This window comes from Marinomonas sp. S3726 (assembly GCF_000967665.1).
Classification (GTDB): Bacteria; Pseudomonadota; Gammaproteobacteria; order Pseudomonadales; family Marinomonadaceae; genus Marinomonas.
The window spans coordinates 122,650-139,888 of sequence record NZ_JXYC01000018.1 but is presented as its reverse complement, the minus strand read 5'-3'; the positions used below and the strand labels follow the sequence as shown (position 1 = coordinate 139,888).

Genomic DNA, 17,239 nt, shown 5'->3' with positions numbered 1-17,239 from the left:
ATTGAATGATGAAAAGCTTAAAAATAGGGTTGATTGGCACAGGTTATATGGGCAAAGCCCATGCAATAGCGTATCGAAATGCCATGGCCGCATTTGGAATCCCGCATGATCAATTAGAATGCGAAATGTTAGCTGAAGTGGATGAAGACTTAGCTAAGCAAAAAGCCCGTGAGTTTGGTTTTAAGCGTGCCACAGGAGACTGGAAAGCATTGGTACAAGACCCTGATGTAGATCTGGTGGATATCTGTGCACCAAATTTCTTACATAAAGAAATGGCATTGGCGGCGATTGCAGCAGGAAAGCACGTGTATAGCGAAAAGCCATTAGCGTTAAACGCAGAAGATGCCAAAGAAATGACGCAAGCGGCCGAGCAGGCAGGTGTCAAAACCTCAGTGGGCTTTAACTATATCAAAAACCCAACACTGCAGTTTGCAAAAGAGTTAATCGACAGAGGCGATATTGGCGAACCTGTACATTTTCGTGGTGTATTTAATGAAGACTACCTAGCAGATGCGAGTTTGCCTTTTAGCTGGCGTTTGCAGCAAGAATACGCAGGCAGTGGAGCACTTAATGACTTAGCGTCACATCTGGTGAACTTAGCAATCCATTTAGTTGCACCAATCACCTCAGTTTGTGCGGATTTAAAAGTGGTGTACAAATTAAGGCCTTTAGCCGGTGATAGCCAGAAAACAGGTCAGGTAGAGAACGATGATCAAGCGCATATGATGGTGCGTTTTGCTAACGGCGCTCAAGGTACTTTAGAAGCATCGCGTATTGCTTGGGGTCGTAAAAACGGTTTGTCATTTGAGATAACAGGTACCAAAGGGAGTTTGGTTTTTGACCAAGAAACCTTGTCTGAGCTTTCTCTCTTTATGGCAGGGGATGACCCACAAACTCAAGGGTTTAAACGTATTTTAGTTGGGCCTGAGCACCCAGATTACCAGGCATTTTGTGTTTCTGCTGGTCATGGCTTGGGATTCAACGACATTAAAGCTGTTGAAGTACGGGACTTATATGAAGGGATAGTGAATAACAAACCCCTGTGGCCAGATTTTAGGGCGGCAACGCAAGTCAATATCATACTCGACAAGGTTGTTGAGTCTCATGCAAATAATGCCTGGGTAGACGTGGAGCAATATGATGGAGAGCACAAATGAAAGATAAAACTTTAGATGTTATTTGTTTAGGACGAGCCGCCGTTGATTTATATTCCGAACAAATTGGCTCGGCCTTAGAAGACGCCAATAGTTTCAAGAAATACCTTGGTGGTTCTTCCGCTAACATTGCATTTGGTACCGCCCGTATGGGGCTTAAATCTGCCATGTTAACCCGTGTGGGTGATGAGCATATGGGTCGATTTGTGAGAAACGAACTAGCCCGTGCAGGCGTTGATGTTTCACATGTGATCACAGATGAAGAAAGGTTAACTGGGTTAGTGCTATTAGGCATCAAAGATAAGGATACCTTCCCACTTATTTTCTATCGAGAAAACTGTGCTGATATGGCGATCAGTGAAACAGACTTTAATGAAGACTATATCGCCAGCGCAAAAGCTTTGTTGATCACAGGAACGCATTTTTCGACACAATCAACGAATAAAACGGCTTTGAAAGCGATTGAATATGCCCGTGCGAATAATACAAAAGTTGTCGTCGACATTGACTACCGCCCTGTCCTTTGGGGTTTAACAGGAAGAGGGGAAGGGGAAAATCGTTTCGTTTCGAATGAGTCCGTTACAGAGCACTTATTATCCATTATGCCTTTGTGCGATTTAGTTGTTGGTACAGAAGAAGAGTTTCATATTGCAGGTGGCAGTGAAGATACCATTGAATGTTTGAAGCGTATTCGAAAAGTATCTGATGCCGAATTTGTGGTGAAACGTGGTGCATTAGGTTGCTCTGTCTTTAAGGGCGATATTCCACAAACCTTGGATGAGGGTATTACCTGCTATGGGGTAAAAGTGGATGTGCTAAATGTGCTGGGTGCTGGCGATGCCTTTTTGAGTGGTTATTTAAGAGGCTGGATTAAAGGTGAAATAACAGAAAAATCGTGTGATTACGCGAATGCCTCTGGTGCCATTGTTGTTTCAAGGCACGGCTGCGCACCTGCAATGCCAAGCTTAGAAGAGTTAGATCATTATTTAGCAAACCGTAGTGACATTCCAAGGCCAGACCTTAATCCTGTATTGAATTATCTACATAGGGTGACAACCCAGAGAAATCCTAAAGAGTGGCAAGATCTATGTATTTTAGCCTTTGACCATAGACGCCAATTTGTTGATATGTGCCGTGAACTGGGTGCTTCATTAGATAAAATTCCACAAGCTAAACAACTTATCCTTGAGGCAACTTATCAAGGTGCTCATGAGCTTGATGGTAAAGTTGGTGGCACCGGTATTCTTGCTGACGGTACCTTTGCTCAGGATGTTCTGAATGACATTACAGGGAAAGATTACTGGATCGCAAGGCCAGTTGAGTTACCAAGTAGTCGACCATTAAGGTTTGATCAAGGTAATAATGTGGCTCAAGAAATCGCCACATGGCCTGCTAATCATATCGTTAAATGTTTGGTATTTTTCCACCCGGATGATGAAGTTAACTTGCGTAATGAGCAAGAGCAGAAGGTGATGGACCTCTATCAAGCATGTTGTGAAACAGGGCATGAGCTCCTTTTAGAAATTATTCCGCCGGTGGGTTCATTAGTGAATGATGAGACTTTATCAAGGTCTATTGAAAGATTTTATAACTTAGGGATTTTCCCTGATTGGTGGAAGCTTCCTTCACCAAGTGAATCGGCTTGGAAGAATATAAGCAAAGTCATTAAGCAAAGATCACCTTATTGTCGAGGTGTTGTTCTTCTTGGGTTAGACGCTCCTGTAAATGAGTTACAAGCAGGCTTTAATGCCGCTGCTGGTCAAGATATTTGCAAGGGTTTTGCTATCGGGAGAACGATCTTCTCTGAGCCAACAAAAGCCTGGTTGTCAGGCAATTTAGATGACACTCAATATGTACAAGAAGTGAAGTCTAATTATTTAACCATGAGTCAATTATGGCAGCAAAGACATCAAGGGGAGCCAAGCTAATGCAAACAATACGACTCACTATGGCGCAAGCTTTAGTAAAGCATTTGCAAGCGCAATTTAACCTTGTTGATGGTAAGGAAGTGCCTCTATTCGGTGGTGTCTGGGGAATATTTGGACACGGTAATGTGGCGGGTCTTGGTGAAGCACTTGCGGATGTAAAAGATGAATTTACCACTTATCGTGCCCATAACGAGCAAGGTATGGCGTTAGCTGCTTGTGCTTATGCCAAGCAAAATAGACGTCAACGTATTATGGCTTGTACCTCATCCATTGGACCTGGTGCAACCAACATGGTGACGGCAGCAGGCCTTGCGATGGCTAACCGATTACCTGTGTTGTTTTTACCGGGTGATGTTTTTGCTACCCGTACACCAGATCCTGTATTACAACAGGTTGAGCATTTTGGTGAGCCTAGCGTATCCGTGAATGATTGTTTTAGACCCGTATCTCGTTATTTTGATCGTATTAACCGACCCGAGCAGCTAATTACAAGTTTACCTAATGCGATTGCAACCATGCTTGATCCTGCTAATTGCGGGCCTGCAACTTTAGCCTTACCGCAAGACGTACAAACCATGGCTTTTGATTATCCTATCAGCTTCTTTGAGAAAAAAGTGCATGGTTTAACGCGAACACGGCCTGACAAGGTGCAAGTTAAAAATACGGTACAAGCAATTAAAGCGGCTAAAAAGCCTTTGTTAGTACTAGGTGGCGGGGTGCATTACAGCTTAGCTGTAAAAGAGGTTGAGCAGTTTATTGATACTTATCAGGTACCAGCATGTGAAACACAAGCGGGTAAAGGGGGATTGAACTGGCAGCATAAACTGAATCTTGGCGGTGTTGGTGTCACAGGCTCAAGCGCAGCGAATATTGCAGCAAGTGAGGCTGACCTTGTCATTGCTATTGGTACTCGTTTGCAGGATTTTACCTCGGCTTCAAGAACCTTATTTAATCGCGAGGGCTTAAGGCTTATTAATATTAATACAGCGAGTTTTGATGCCAATAAACACGGTGGATTAGCGTTAACAGGCGATGCGAGAGAAGTCTTAACAGAGTTAATGTCTGAGCTAGGTGAATGTCAATTTGATACACACTGGGCTGAAAGAGCTAAATCTCTCAATAATGACTGGCTTGATGCTGTCAACCAAGCAGTGAAAGTACCTGATACCTATCAAGATAAAAGTTACTTGCCAACAGATGCGAATGTAATCGGTATAGTGAATCGTCAGGCAACAAAAAACTCAACCATAGTACAAGCCGCAGGTGGTTTGCCGGGTGAACTACATAAGCTCTGGCGTACTGAGTCTGATCTGGGTTATCACGTTGAATATGGCTTTTCCTGTATGGGTTATGAGCTCGCTGGTGGCGTGGGTGTGAAAATGGCGACTCCTGAGCGAGATGTCATTGTTATGGTGGGGGATGGCAGTTATTTGATGCTGAACTCAGAAATTGCTACCTCAGTCATGTTGGGTTTAAAGCTCACCGTCGTGGTACTGGATAACAGGGGTTATGCCTGTATTAACCGTTTGCAAAATGCTTGTGGTAGCGATTCATTTAATAACCTTTTACAAGATTGCCACACTGTTGAAGCTGGAGCGCCAAAAACAGCCTTTGCTGAACATGCTAAAGCGTTAGGTGCAAATGGTGAACACGTACAAAGTTTAGCTGAATTAGAGGCGGCTTTAGTAAGAGCAAAAGCATCGGATAAAACCTATGTGATTTCGATTGATACAGACCCGATGCCGACAACTCAAGAAGGTGGAGCCTGGTGGGATGTTGCAGTTGCAGAAGTCTCTAGCAAAGAGAGTGTGAATCAAGCACAAGCACAGTATCAAGAAGCTAAAAGCAAACAGCCTTACTAATTCTGGCAATTTTATGAGTGATTTAATAATGAATAAAATAAAAATAGGCATAAATCCATTAACTTGGACCAATGATGATCTTCCTTCCTTAGGTGCTGATACGCCGTTATCTGTCTGTTTAAGCGAGGCTAAATTAGCGGGTTTTGCGGGGATTGAGCTTGGAAATAAGTTTCCGCGTCAGGCGGATGTGTTAGGCCCAATATTGGAAGAACATAAGATTGAATTAGTGTCAGGTTGGTATAGTGCAAAACTGATGGAAAGGTCTGTTGACGATGAAATTGAAGCACTTCAGGACCATCTAAATCTATTAAAAGCGCTTGGTTCTAATGTCATGGTTTTTGCTGAAGTGACACATTGTATACATGGAGATCAAGCTGCGCCTTTATCTCAAAGGCCTAAAATGACACAGGCTCAGTGGCAAGAGTACGTTGGCAAAATTACGCAAGTTGCTGATTACCTAGCAGAGCAAGGTGTCAAACTCGCTTATCACCATCATATGGGAACTGTGATAGAAACGGCTGATGAAGTCGATTTCCTAATGGAAAACACGGGTAAAAATGTCGGGCTGCTTTTAGATACAGGCCATATCACATTTGCTGGTGGCGATGCTTTGGCTATGGCTAAAAAGCATGCTGAACGTATTGTCCATGTCCACTGTAAAGACATTAGGCCTAATGTGCTTAAAGATAACCTAAATCGAGATAGCGCTTTCCTAAATGCTGTTCTTGAAGGTGTGTATACCGTCCCTGGTGATGGTTCAATTGACTATTTACCTATCTTTGAAACCTTAAAAACAGTGGGGTACCAAGGTTGGATAGTGCTAGAAGCAGAGCAGGACCCAGCCATTGCGCATCCATTAACTTATGCCACAAAAGGGTATGAGTATCTAGAAACTAACTTAAAAGCCGCTGGCTTGATTGCCTAATCCCTTTTTGAGAATAAGTATCGCGAGCCTTCTCGCCATGGAGATATGAATGTCGTTTAACGTAAATAACCTTATCGGTAATTTTATCGATAATAAAATGATAGCGGTTGAATCCGATAGAAAAGCGAATGTATTTAACCCTGCAACAGGTGAAATTAGTCGTCAGGTTACGCTTAGTAGCGTGAAAGAAACACAAGATGCCATTGCTTCTTCTGAAAAGGCATTTGAAACCTGGTCACAGGTGACGCCACTAAATCGCGCACGAATTTTATTTAAATTTAAAGCGCTTGTTGAAGAAAATAGTCATGAATTGGCTGAACTAATTTCCTCAGAGCATGGCAAGGTGTATTCAGATGCACTTGGCGAATTAACCCGTGGTTTAGAAGTGGTTGAGTTCGCCTGCGGTATTCCTCATCTACAAAAAGGTGAGCATAGCCTTAATGTCGGACGTGGTGTTGATAGTTACAGCTTGATGCAGCCATTAGGTGTTTGTGCTGGTATCAGCCCATTTAACTTCCCCGCTATGGTACCTATGTGGATGTTTCCTGTCGCCATTGCCTGTGGCAATACCTTCGTTATGAAACCGTCTGAAAAAGACCCAAGCACCATAATGCGTTTAGCTGAATTACTAAAAGAAGCGGGCTTGCCAGATGGGGTTTTCAACGTGGTAAATGGTGATAAAGAATCAGTAGATGTGTTACTCACTGACGATCGAATTGAAGCCGTTAGTTTTGTTGGCTCAACCCCCATTGCTGAATACATTTATGCGACCGCAAGTGCCCATGGCAAAAGAGTACAAGCATTAGGTGGTGCTAAAAATCATATGTTAGTCATGCCAGATGCTGACCCGTCACAGGTTGTTAACTCATTAATGGGTGCAGCATATGGTTCTGCTGGTGAGCGCTGCATGGCAATTTCGGTTGCAGTATGTGTTGGTGATGAGGTGGCAGATAACCTTATCAATACTTTGAAAGACAGCATTGCAACCATGACAGTTGGGCCTGGCTTATTTAAGCAATACGGATTAGAACAGGAACCTCATATGGGGCCTTTAATCTCTAATGAGCATGCTCAAAAAGTTCGTGCTTATATAGATTCTGGTGTTGAGCAGGGCGCTAAACTGGTTGTTGATGGTCGAGACTTTATTTGTGATAAACATGAGAAAGGCTATTTTGTTGGCCCAAGCTTGTTTGATCAGGTGACCTCAAATATGCGTATTTACCATGAAGAAATTTTTGGCCCTGTGTTATGTGTCGTTCGTGTTGAAAGTTATGAAGAGGCGCTAGCGCTAATCAACCAGCATGAATATGGTAATGGCACGGCTATTTTTACCCGTGATGGTGATACCGCAAGACAATTTACTGAGAAAGTTCAGGTCGGTATGGTTGGTGTGAATGTGCCAATTCCAGTGCCTATGGCCTTTCATAGCTTTGGTGGTTGGAAGCGCTCTTTATTCGGTCCTTTATATATGCATGGACCTGATGGCGTACGTTTTTATACTCGTATGAAAACGATTACAGCGCGCTGGCCAACAGGCTTAAGAGCGGGTCCAGAGTTTTCTATGCCAACAATGAAATAATGTCTGATTAAGGAAAAAGGGAAGGCTTTAAAACACTCGCCTTTCCTTTTTAAAGGTATGTATGTCTTATTTATTGAGTAAAAACAAAAAAAACGATAACAACGGCTTGATTCAAAAAGTGACACCTCAAAGTGCGAACTGGAAGTACGTAGGGTTTGAAGTGCAAGCGCTTGCAAAAAGTAGTTCTATTAACATAGAATCACTTAGCGATGAGATCTGTGTTGTGATTTTATCTGGGAAGGTTGATGCAAGTACTCGTACTGAGAGTTGGCAGAATATTGGTGAACGTATGAGTGTTTTTGAGAGAAAAGCGCCTTACTCAATTTACTCCCCCGCTGATGATTTTGTGTCTTTAACGGCATTAACTGACGTTGAAGTTGCTATATGTCGTGCACCGGGTAAAGGTGGTTATCAAGCAAAGCTTATTACGCCAGAGCAATGCCAATATGAAACTCGAGGTATCAATACTAACACTCGACATGTATGTAATATTTTATTCGCCAATGAAACAGCAGATAGTTTATTAGTATGTGAAGTGATTACACCAAGTGGCAATTGGTCTAGTTATCCTCCCCATAAGCATGATACGGATGCTGCACCAACAGAAACTCAGTTGGAAGAAACCTATTATCATAAAATTGATCCGCCACAGGGGTTTGTATTTCAAAGGGTTTATAACGATGACAGAAGTTTAGATGAAACTATGTCGGTTGAAGATGGTGATCTGGTGATGGTGCCCGAGGGCTACCATCCCGTTGGCGTTCCTCATGGTTATCAATCATATTATTTGAATGTCATGGCGGGACCAAGTCGTAATTGGATCTTTAATAATGATCCTGATCATGAGTGGATCATTGCTCAAGATATATAAAAAATAGCCCTATGATTCACTCGTAGTGAAAACAAAAATAATACTTTAAGGACGACTACAATGCTTACTTTTGCCTTATTCGGTGCCGGTAGAATCGGCAAAATGCATGCTGAAAATATTCATGCATTCGCTCAATCAGAAATCAAATATGTATTTGATGTTTATACCCCAGCAGCACAAGAAGTCGCAGATCAAACGGGTGCTATTGTTGCTGATAATGTGGATATTGCTTTGGCTGATCCTGAGGTAGATGCCGTATTAATCGCCACCAGTACGGACACGCATGTAGGCTTAATCATCAAAGCTGCCAAGGCTGGTAAAGCAATCCTTTGTGAAAAACCAATTGATCTTGATACAAGCAAGGTAAATCAATGCCTTGAGGAAATTAAAGATTGTAACGTTCCGATCCAAATTGGCTTTAACCGTCGTTATGATCCGAGTCACAGTGCTGTTGCTAAAGCCGCTAAAGATGGCAGTATTGGTACACTAGAGCAGTTAATTATCACTAGCCGTGATCCCGGTATGGCACCAGTGGAATATCTAAAATCATCTGGTGGTATTTTCAGGGATATGGTTATTCATGACTTTGATATGGCGCGTTTTGTTCTAGGTGAAGAAATTGTTGAATTACAAGCTTTTGGTAGCGCGCTAGTTGATGAAAAGATCACGGAAATTGGTGATGTAGACAGTGTTATGCTGGTAATGAAAAGCGCATCAGGCAAGCTAATTCATATTAATGGCTCGCGCAGAGCAAGCTATGGTTATGATCAAAGAGTGGAAGCTTTTGGTTCTGAAGGTATGGTGATCTCCAATAACCAAACCCCGACTTCGGTAACACGCTATTCGGCTGATAAAACCAATGAAAAAGACCCATTGTATAACTTCTTTATTGATAGATATGAAGCCGCTTATAACCTTCAGCTTACTTCCTTCATTGAAAATGTATTAGCAAAGCAAGCTGTATCACCTAGCTTTGAAGATGGCAAAAGAGCTCAAATGCTGGCTGATGCGGCCCAGAAATCATTAGAAACAGGTCAAGTCGTGAAGTTGTAAGGGAGATGTTTTCTTAATACAACTGGATGATATTTCAACTAGATGTTAGTTTGCGTGCTTGTTTCGACTAGCACGCAATTTTGAAGTTTCATATAGAAAGCTCTAAGCTATAGTAGTTGTGTTATTAGAGCTGACCAAAGCATTGAGTGAAGGAAAAATATTTTGGTTTGAATTGTTTGTCCGTGAATTAACAAAGGGTTATTGTTTATTCAAATAAATATTAATCGGGTTAATTTATGAGCCTTAAGTTTCTACTGCCTAAGTGTCTGATTTTCTCACTTCTATCTTTCTTTGTTCTATTTAGCCAAAATACCTTAAACGCCTCAGAATACACAGCCCAAGCAAAGGCAACACCTCCCTATAAAGTCGCTATGTTCTATCCTAGAGATGCGCCATTTTGGACAAACTTTATTAATTTAATGAATGAAGCTGCGCTTGATTTAGGTATTGAGTTACAAACTTTTTCTGCCAAGGGCAATAGAATTCTAATGAAACAACAGTTTATGTCTGTTTTAGAAGGGGAGAATAAAGTTGATGCTGTTATTTTTAACAATTATAAAAACTCAGCGGCTCAATTTATTAAGCTTGCGAATGAGGCCAAGGTATATTCATTCTTAGTAAATAGTGCCATGACGGCAAAGATAAGCAATGAGATGGGCTTGCCAAGAGAAAAATACCCTTATTGGGTAGGACAAATGTACCCTGATGAAAAGGGTGCTAACCAAAGAATCACCAATATATTAATTGATGACGCTAGAGATAAATACCCAGAGCAAGAGGTCAATATTATTGGTATCAATGGTCCTATTTCTTCTGGGGCAGCCATCATGCGGCTTGATGCTTTTAAAGAAGCGGTAGAACAGCACAAAAATGTAAAATTACACCAAGTTGTGAATGTAGAGAGTTGGGATGAAACGGAAGCAAGTATTAAGTTCCAAGCGCTAATGAAGCGTTATAAACAAACTCATATCGTATGGGCTGGCAGTGCTAGATTAGTTGATGGGGTTCTCATGGGGGAAAAGCCATTAGGTTTAACCGCTGGTAATGATTATTTTACAGGGGGCGTTGGGTTTAAAAAGTCTATGTTAGATGCAATTCAAAAAGGTCAGGTTAGTGCTGCAGCTGGTGGTCATTATATTGAAGGGGCTTGGTCACTGGTGCTTATTTTTGATTACTTATCAGGTGAAGACTTTGTTGACCATGGTGTCGAGCTATTAACGCCCATGGGGCTAGTTACTAAAGAAAATGTGCAGCTTTATATTGATAATTTGACCCAAGAAAAATGGACTAAGAACAATCTAAGAAAAATCAACTTTAGACAATACTCAAAAAACATTAACCCTGAGTTGGATGAATATCAATTTAATTTTGATTCAATCATTCTCCAATTATATTAAGCGCTAATTCCATCAAATTAGTTAACTAATACCCTTAATTCCTTTGAAACTATCATTTTATCAGAATTGATTTTTATTGATATTTGTTGGCTTTTTTATCAAAACGATTCATGCCTCCTTTCTGATTTTTAGCATTAATATCTAACTTCTGCACAAGAGTTTTCTTCATAAGTTGCTGATTAAAAAGAATAAAGCTGAATTTTTTATTGTGAGTAAGGCGACTTACTTATTGACCGTTAGACTATGGTCGAGTTGTCGAACTTAAGCTTCATGACCATGATGAAGCTATCGAGGTTATCCAAAAGGGTAACCCATTCATGACATGTTCAAAAAAGATAATAAGGGAACAAGTATTATGAGTTATGACAGCGAATATCAAGCCTCAATCGAAACTCCTGACGTTTTCTGGAAAGAAAAAGCAGATCAACTAGATTGGTTCAAGAAACCAAATACTATCTTAGCTAAAGACGAAAATGGCCTAGATAGATGGTTTGTAGATGGTGTGATGAATACCTGTCATATGGCACTTGATTACCATGTTGAGCAAGGTCGCGGCAATCAAATTGCTATTCATTATGATTCACCTGTAACTGATACAAAAGAATCCATTAGCTATAAGGATTTACGAGATCAAGTTGCACTTTTTGCTGGAGTACTTAGAAAGCAAGGAGTGAAGAAAGGGGATAGGGTCCTTATCTATATGCCTATGATCCCACAAGCCAGTATTGCCATGTTGGCATGTGCGAGATTAGGCGCAGTTCATTCGGTCGTATTTGGCGGCTTTGCCCCACATGAACTGGCTATTCGTATTGAAGATGCCACACCTGATGTCATTGTCTCAGCAAGTTGCGGTATTGAAGTTAGCCGAGTTATAGACTACAAGACATTACTAGATAAAGCGGTTGAGCTGTCTAGCCATAAAATTAAACATGCGATTATTTGGCAACGTCCTGAATCGGTAGCAAACCTTGTAGAAGGCAGGGACATTGACTGGCGACTAGCATTGGAAACCGCACAAGAAGCAGACTGTATTCCTGTGTTATCAACTGATCCTCTATATATTTTATATACCTCAGGTACAACAGGACGTCCAAAAGGCGTTGTTCGAGATAATGGCTCTCACGCTGTTGCAATGAAATACTCAATGAAAGCCATTTACGACATGGACCCAGGCGATGTGTTTTGGGCGGCTTCAGATGTTGGCTGGGTGGTTGGGCATTCATATATTGTTTATGCCCCTCTGATTCAAGGTTTAACCAGTGTTTTATATGAAGGCAAGCCAATTGGTACGCCTGATGCAGGTGCATTTTGGCGAGTCTGTGAAGAGTATGGTGTCAAGGCACTGTTTACTGCTCCGACAGCTTTTAGAGCCATTAAAAAAGCAGATCCAGATTCGTTATGCTTAAAGCCGTATAAGCTTTCAAATCTAAAAGCCATTTTCATGGCTGGCGAAAGGCTGGATCCTGCAACGTATCATTGGGTTAAAGATTTATTAAATGTGCCAGTGATTGATCATTGGTGGCAAACAGAAACAGGCTGGGCTATTTGCGGAAATTTAATGGGTGTTGAACTGAAAGAGGCTAAAGCGGGTTCAGCAACTCAACCCGTACCTGGTTTTAATGTGAAGATCTTAGATGATGAAGGTAATGAAGTCGGCGCAAATGTGCAGGGTAATGTGGCGCTAAAACTGCCATTACCACCGAGTTGCTTAGCAACTATTTGGGGGAATCATGACAGGTTTGTGGATGGCTACCTAAAAACATTTGACGGCTATTATACCAGTGGCGATGGCGGTTATATTGATGAAGATGGTTATGTTTTTATCATGGGGCGTACAGATGACATTATCAATGTTGCAGGACATAGATTAAGTACGGGTGAAATGGAAGAGGTGATCGCCTCTCATCCTGATGTTGCAGAATGTGCGGTTATTGGAATTAAATGTGATATTAAAGGGCAAAAACCTTTGGGTTTAGTTTTGCTTAAAGATGGTGTTCAGAAAAATGAAAATCAACTTGAAGCCGAACTAGTTTCGAATGTGAGAAGTGAAATTGGGGCTGTAGCAAGCTTTAAAGAAGCGAAAGTTGTACAAAGGTTACCCAAAACACGAAGTGGTAAAATATTAAGGAAGCTGATCCGCCAGATTGCGGATGGGGAAGAATTTAGTATTCCTTCAACTATTGATGACCCTGCAAGCTTAACTGAAATTGAGAGTGTGCTTTGTGCGCGTTAATAAAATAAGCTGATTAATAATGCTTATAGTTGGTCACTATAAGCATTTTTTTTGCTCTAAATTTATGACCTAGCATTCATTTGTGAGATCTTTTATATTGAATACAATACCTTAGAGATAGGTGAAGTTAACTCGCAATGCTAAAAAACAGGGACTTTAAATGATAGATTTACGCTCAGATACAGTAACCAAACCCACTCAGGCTATGTTAGATGTCATGTTCAGCGCTCAAGTAGGTGATGACGTTTATGGTGATGACCCAAGTGTTAAGGAACCTGCGATTAAGTCACCTCTTCTCAGTCTTTTCAGAAAAAGCGTCAAGCAAGGCGTCACTTTGACGTAATGTAGGCACCTTTCGAAAAGGGACAACACAGGTTGGCGCTTTTTCTGAAAGACCCAAAGGGCGTGGTCTAAAAGCCCTATCTTTAAGTTGAGGGCCTTATCAATAGAATAACTATTAAGTTACGTCCCTCGCCATAAATCTAGGCGCTTTTATCCACACGCTGAGGCGGGAGGACTTATTCGCAGGTTCCTTAATCAACTTGAGGCTTGGGCGGCTGAGCGTCACGGATTTGAGGCCGCTCTTTTTTGTAGTTCAGGGACTCAAGCTAATCTACTAGCTTTAATGGCGCATTGTGAAAGAGGGGATGAATACCTTTGTGGGCAACAGGCCCATAACTACAAGTTTGAAGGTGGTGGTGCTGCTGTTTTAGGCTCAATTCAACCTCAACCTATTGAGAATGAAGTTGATGGCACACTCTGTTTTAAAAAGTTGAAAGCGGCGATCAAACCAGATGATTCACACTTTGCTCAAACACGACTCTTAAGTTTAGAAAATACAATAAATGGTAGAGTAATTTCGCTGAGTTATTTACAAAATGCACGACAATTCGTGGATGAAAATAAGCTATCTCTACATCTAGATGGAGCAAGAGTATATAACGCAAGTACAGCATTAGGCATAGATATTAAAGAGATAACTCAATGCTTTGATTCAGTATCAATATGCTTATCTAAGGGGTTAGGTGCGCCAGTTGGTTCCTTGTTATTAGGTAATCAGTCTCTTATTAATAAGGCTAGACGCTGGCGAAAAGTGCTGGGTGGCGGCATGCGTCAAGCTGGTTATCTTGCTAAAGCTGGTTTGTATGCTCTGCAAAACAATGTATCTAGGTTACAAGAAGATCATGATAATGCCCGTTATCTCGCTGAGTCTCTTAACAAATTAGATGCTTTCCATTTGAATACTGACTTTGTTGAAACCAACATAGTCTTTACTAAGGTCAGGGATGATGTTGATCAAGATGAGCTAGTGGCGTTTTTGAAGCAGAATAAAGTCATTGTGAGTAAAGGCCAACCGATGCGTTTTGTTACTCATAATGGTATTAGCCGTGAAGATATCACCCGCTTGATTGATCTTTTAAAACAATATTTTTCATAGAAAAAGATTCTTATTAAAGGGGAGTCTGCGTAGGCTTTCCTTTCTCTTCTTGTCTGGCAATTTGATTCAATTAGGTCAAATTTTGCTCATTCTGAAATTTGATTCATATTACAAAAACGGCTTGTTAAGGACATAGAGCTAATTAATCTATGTCCATTCATTAGTGCTTATTTCTTGGTTAATAAATTAGAAAGTTAATTGGTTTGATTTATATAAATAAAATCTTAAGTTTATGATTTATATAGATTAAATAATCTTTCTTTATTTCAGCTTTATAACTTCTATTTTTAATCATTTGACTTCAAAGCAAGGCGAATAATGTTGTACTAAGCATAATAAATGTGCAAAAAATTAGTAAATACATACCACCTGATGAAAAATTAATCACACAAAACCTTAATGTGAAATTTATTTTGCTAATGGGGCTATGATGTCTTAGATTGACAATGTATCCTGATCTCATTGTTTCAATATAGTGACAATTGAAATTTAGTTATTGATTATGTTTTTTGTGAATACCACAAGTCTTATTTAATAACGATCTCTTCTACTTTACTCAAGAAGGGGGTAACCAAGCTCATAGTCTGAATCCAGTTTATACCTTGAGTTTGAAACATATATGAGGCTGCTATGCACCTTAATAAAAATAAAAGATTAACCTAGCTACCAAATTGGCTTAATTGGATATCAAGCAAGTTAGAAGCAGAATCCAATTCCAAATATGTTCATTAAAGAGGACTGTTCGTTATGATCAGCAGCAATTCCGAACCTAATTCAATACCTTCCAATTTTTTGGAGCGTTTTTTCAAACTTAAACAACACGGCTCTAACGTAAAAAATGAGATGATTGGTGGTATCACTACTTTTGCTACCATGGCATACATTATTTTTGTTAACCCGAGCATTATGGCTGCCTCAGGCATGGACCATGGTGCTGTGTTTGTTGCCACTTGCATCGGAGCCGCTATTGGTTGTCTTTTGATGGGGTTGTTTGCAAATTGGCCAGTTGGATTAGCGCCAGGTATGGGCCTTAACGCCTTTTTTGCTTTTACTGTCGTTGGTGAGATGGGTTATAGCTGGGAAGTGGCTTTAGGTGCAGTATTTCTCTCAGGTGTTATTTTTGTGGCCATGAGCTTTTACCGTGTTAGAGAATGGATTATAGAAAGCATTCCACAAAGCTTACGTTTTGCTATGACAGCGGGTGTTGGACTTTTCCTTGGGTTGATTGGGCTTAAAGGGGCTGGCATTGTTGTTGATAACCCTGCCACGCTTATATCTATGGGTGATTTTACTCAACCAAGCGCATTACTAGCAGGTGTTTGCTTTCTTATTATTGCTGTACTGAGCGAACGTAAGGTTTTTGGTGCCGTACTCATTGGTATCATTAGTGTCACTTTGGTTGGACTTGGGTTGGGAATTGTTGAGTACAATGGTATTTTCTCGGCACCACCTAGTATTGCTCCAACCTTTATGGCGATGGATATTATGGGGGCTTTAAACATCTCCATGGTGAGTGTCATTTTAGCCTTTCTTTTCGTTAATATGTTTGATACAGCTGGCACCTTAATGGGAGTTGCTGATAGAGCTAATCTAATAGATCCAGAAACCAATAAAATTCAGGGGCTAAGTAAAGCGCTTAAAGCAGACAGTGTTGCAAGTGTTGCGGGTGCGTGTGTAGGTTGTCCGCCTGTCACAAGTTATCTTGAAAGTGCTGCGGGTGTTGCTGCGGGTGGTCGTACTGGTCTTTCTGCTTTAGTTATCGGTGCTCTGTTCGTTTTAGCAATATTCTTATCCCCTTTAGCTGCAATGATTCCTTCTTATGCCACAGCGGGTGCGCTTATATATGTTGCTTTCGTTATGATTAGTAGCTTGCAGCATGTAAACTGGCGTGACTTTACTGATTCAGCACCTGCTGCAATCACCGCATTTATGATGCCTTTAACCTTCTCAATTGCTAACGGTATTGCCTTAGGCTTTATCACTTATACCGTACTAAAACTTGCTACAGGCAAATCAAAAGATGTTTCTGTTTGCATGTATGTTCTGACCTTAGTGTTTGTCGCTAAGCTTATGTTTTTATAAAGTTATTTAGTATCACTGAAAGCCCTTTAACTTAGGTTAAAGGGCTTTTTTTGTTTAAGTATGTAGGAAAACTGAAAAAAATTGTGTGAAAAGAGGTAATTGACTAATTGTTACATTGTTTAGCTGGTCTATATCCTTAATAATGTCCCAATCATTTATAAGGTTTTATTATGAAAATATGGGTAGATGCGGACGCCTGTCCCAATGTAATTAAAAACATTCTATTTAAAGCGTCAGAGCGTACCAAAATAGCGTGTATTCTAGTGGCAAATCAAAAAATTAATACACCACCTTCTGCTTTTATATCGAGCCGACAAGTGAGCCAAGGGTTTGATGTGGCAGATGACTATATTGTTCAAAACATTGAAGCAGGTGACTTAGCTATTACAGCTGATATTCCCCTTGCCGCTGAAATCATAGATAAAGATGCCACAGCGATAAATCCTAGGGGAGAGATTTATACTAAGGAAAATATTAAACAAAGATTGGCCATGCGAGACTTTATGGAATCAATGCGTAGCTCAGGCATACAATCAGGTGGACCTGCTGCTTTTAGCCAGCAAGATAGAATGGCTTTTGCTAATTCGCTTGATAAGTTATTGGCCAATAAGGTTAAATAAATATGAGGGTGAATTGGTCGAGCGGTTAATATCACCCCATAAATAAAAAGAAAATTCAGCTAATAGCTTTTACTAGAGCTCATAAACCGAAAGTTAT

General features: G+C 40.6%; 12 protein-coding genes and 1 pseudogene. All 13 read left to right on the top strand.

The annotated features are described in order from the left end of the window. The first annotated feature begins 5 nt into the window (after nucleotides 1-5). Entirely contained in the window at nucleotides 6-1,157 is a 1,152-nt protein-coding gene (locus TW85_RS15245) for a Gfo/Idh/MocA family oxidoreductase (protein WP_343251981.1), read from the top strand. Further along, entirely contained in the window at nucleotides 1,154-3,082 is a 1,929-nt protein-coding gene (gene iolC, locus TW85_RS15240; protein ID WP_046017997.1) for a 5-dehydro-2-deoxygluconokinase, read from the top strand. The genes TW85_RS15245 and iolC overlap by 4 nt, the downstream gene beginning before the upstream one ends. Next, nucleotides 3,082-4,944, top strand: a complete 1,863-nt coding sequence (gene iolD, locus TW85_RS15235; RefSeq protein WP_046017996.1) for a 3D-(3,5/4)-trihydroxycyclohexane-1,2-dione acylhydrolase (decyclizing) — start codon at nucleotides 3,082-3,084, stop codon at nucleotides 4,942-4,944. Before iolC ends, iolD begins: the two co-directional genes overlap by 1 nt. A 13-nt stretch (nucleotides 4,945-4,957) precedes the next feature. Further along, a complete protein-coding gene (gene iolE, locus TW85_RS15230; protein ID WP_238326227.1) occupies nucleotides 4,958-5,869 on the top strand; it encodes a myo-inosose-2 dehydratase in 912 nt (303 codons plus the stop codon). Nucleotides 5,870-5,918: 49 nt separating this feature from the next. Continuing rightward, on the top strand, nucleotides 5,919-7,448 hold the full coding sequence (locus TW85_RS15225) for a CoA-acylating methylmalonate-semialdehyde dehydrogenase (RefSeq protein ID WP_046017995.1): 1,530 nt from the start codon (nucleotides 5,919-5,921) through the stop codon (nucleotides 7,446-7,448). A gap of 61 nt (nucleotides 7,449-7,509) precedes the next feature. Beyond that, nucleotides 7,510-8,319, top strand: a complete 810-nt coding sequence (gene iolB / locus TW85_RS15220; protein WP_046017994.1) for a 5-deoxy-glucuronate isomerase — start codon at nucleotides 7,510-7,512, stop codon at nucleotides 8,317-8,319. 60 nt (nucleotides 8,320-8,379) lie between these two features. Next, nucleotides 8,380-9,372, top strand: a complete 993-nt coding sequence (gene iolG, locus TW85_RS15215; RefSeq protein WP_046017993.1) for an inositol 2-dehydrogenase — start codon at nucleotides 8,380-8,382, stop codon at nucleotides 9,370-9,372. A 236-nt stretch (nucleotides 9,373-9,608) separates the two neighbouring features. Then, nucleotides 9,609-10,769, top strand: a complete 1,161-nt coding sequence (locus TW85_RS15210) for an ABC transporter substrate-binding protein (protein ID WP_046017992.1) — start codon at nucleotides 9,609-9,611, stop codon at nucleotides 10,767-10,769. Between the two features lie 355 nt (nucleotides 10,770-11,124). Then, nucleotides 11,125-13,002 carry a propionyl-CoA synthetase gene (locus TW85_RS15205; protein ID WP_046017991.1) on the top strand — a complete coding sequence of 626 codons (1,878 nt, stop codon included), beginning with the start codon at nucleotides 11,125-11,127 and terminating at the stop codon, nucleotides 13,000-13,002. 160 nt (nucleotides 13,003-13,162) lie between these two features. Further along, a pseudogene (locus TW85_RS26170) lies at nucleotides 13,163-13,270 on the top strand (beta-eliminating lyase-related protein); the annotation flags it as partial. A 252-nt stretch (nucleotides 13,271-13,522) separates the two neighbouring features. Then, entirely contained in the window at nucleotides 13,523-14,440 is a 918-nt protein-coding gene (gene ltaE, locus TW85_RS15195) for a low-specificity L-threonine aldolase (protein ID WP_084616343.1), read from the top strand. 747 nt (nucleotides 14,441-15,187) lie between these two features. After that, nucleotides 15,188-16,522: an NCS2 family permease gene (locus TW85_RS15190; protein ID WP_046017989.1), complete on the top strand. Its 1,335-nt coding sequence runs from the start codon at nucleotides 15,188-15,190 to the stop codon at nucleotides 16,520-16,522. 170 nt (nucleotides 16,523-16,692) lie between these two features. Next, entirely contained in the window at nucleotides 16,693-17,142 is a 450-nt protein-coding gene (locus tag TW85_RS15185) for a YaiI/YqxD family protein (RefSeq protein WP_046017988.1), read from the top strand. The last annotated feature ends 97 nt before the right edge of the window (nucleotides 17,143-17,239 follow it).

Excerpts from the sequence above, each read along its gene's own strand:
- TW85_RS15245 (WP_343251981.1), top strand. The coding sequence starts at position 6 with ATGATGAAAAGCTTAAAAATAGGGTTGATTGGCACAGGTTATATGGGC.
- iolC (WP_046017997.1), top strand. The coding sequence starts at position 1,154 with ATGAAAGATAAAACTTTAGATGTTATTTGTTTAGGACGAGCCGCCGTT.
- iolD (WP_046017996.1), top strand. The coding sequence starts at position 3,082 with ATGCAAACAATACGACTCACTATGGCGCAAGCTTTAGTAAAGCATTTG.
- iolE (WP_238326227.1), top strand. The coding sequence starts at position 4,958 with ATGAGTGATTTAATAATGAATAAAATAAAAATAGGCATAAATCCATTA.
- TW85_RS15225 (WP_046017995.1), top strand. The coding sequence starts at position 5,919 with ATGTCGTTTAACGTAAATAACCTTATCGGTAATTTTATCGATAATAAA.
- iolB (WP_046017994.1), top strand. The coding sequence starts at position 7,510 with ATGTCTTATTTATTGAGTAAAAACAAAAAAAACGATAACAACGGCTTG.
- iolG (WP_046017993.1), top strand. The coding sequence starts at position 8,380 with ATGCTTACTTTTGCCTTATTCGGTGCCGGTAGAATCGGCAAAATGCAT.
- TW85_RS15210 (WP_046017992.1), top strand. The coding sequence starts at position 9,609 with ATGAGCCTTAAGTTTCTACTGCCTAAGTGTCTGATTTTCTCACTTCTA.
- TW85_RS15205 (WP_046017991.1), top strand. The coding sequence starts at position 11,125 with ATGAGTTATGACAGCGAATATCAAGCCTCAATCGAAACTCCTGACGTT.
- TW85_RS15190 (WP_046017989.1), top strand. The coding sequence starts at position 15,188 with ATGATCAGCAGCAATTCCGAACCTAATTCAATACCTTCCAATTTTTTG.
- TW85_RS15185 (WP_046017988.1), top strand. The coding sequence starts at position 16,693 with ATGAAAATATGGGTAGATGCGGACGCCTGTCCCAATGTAATTAAAAAC.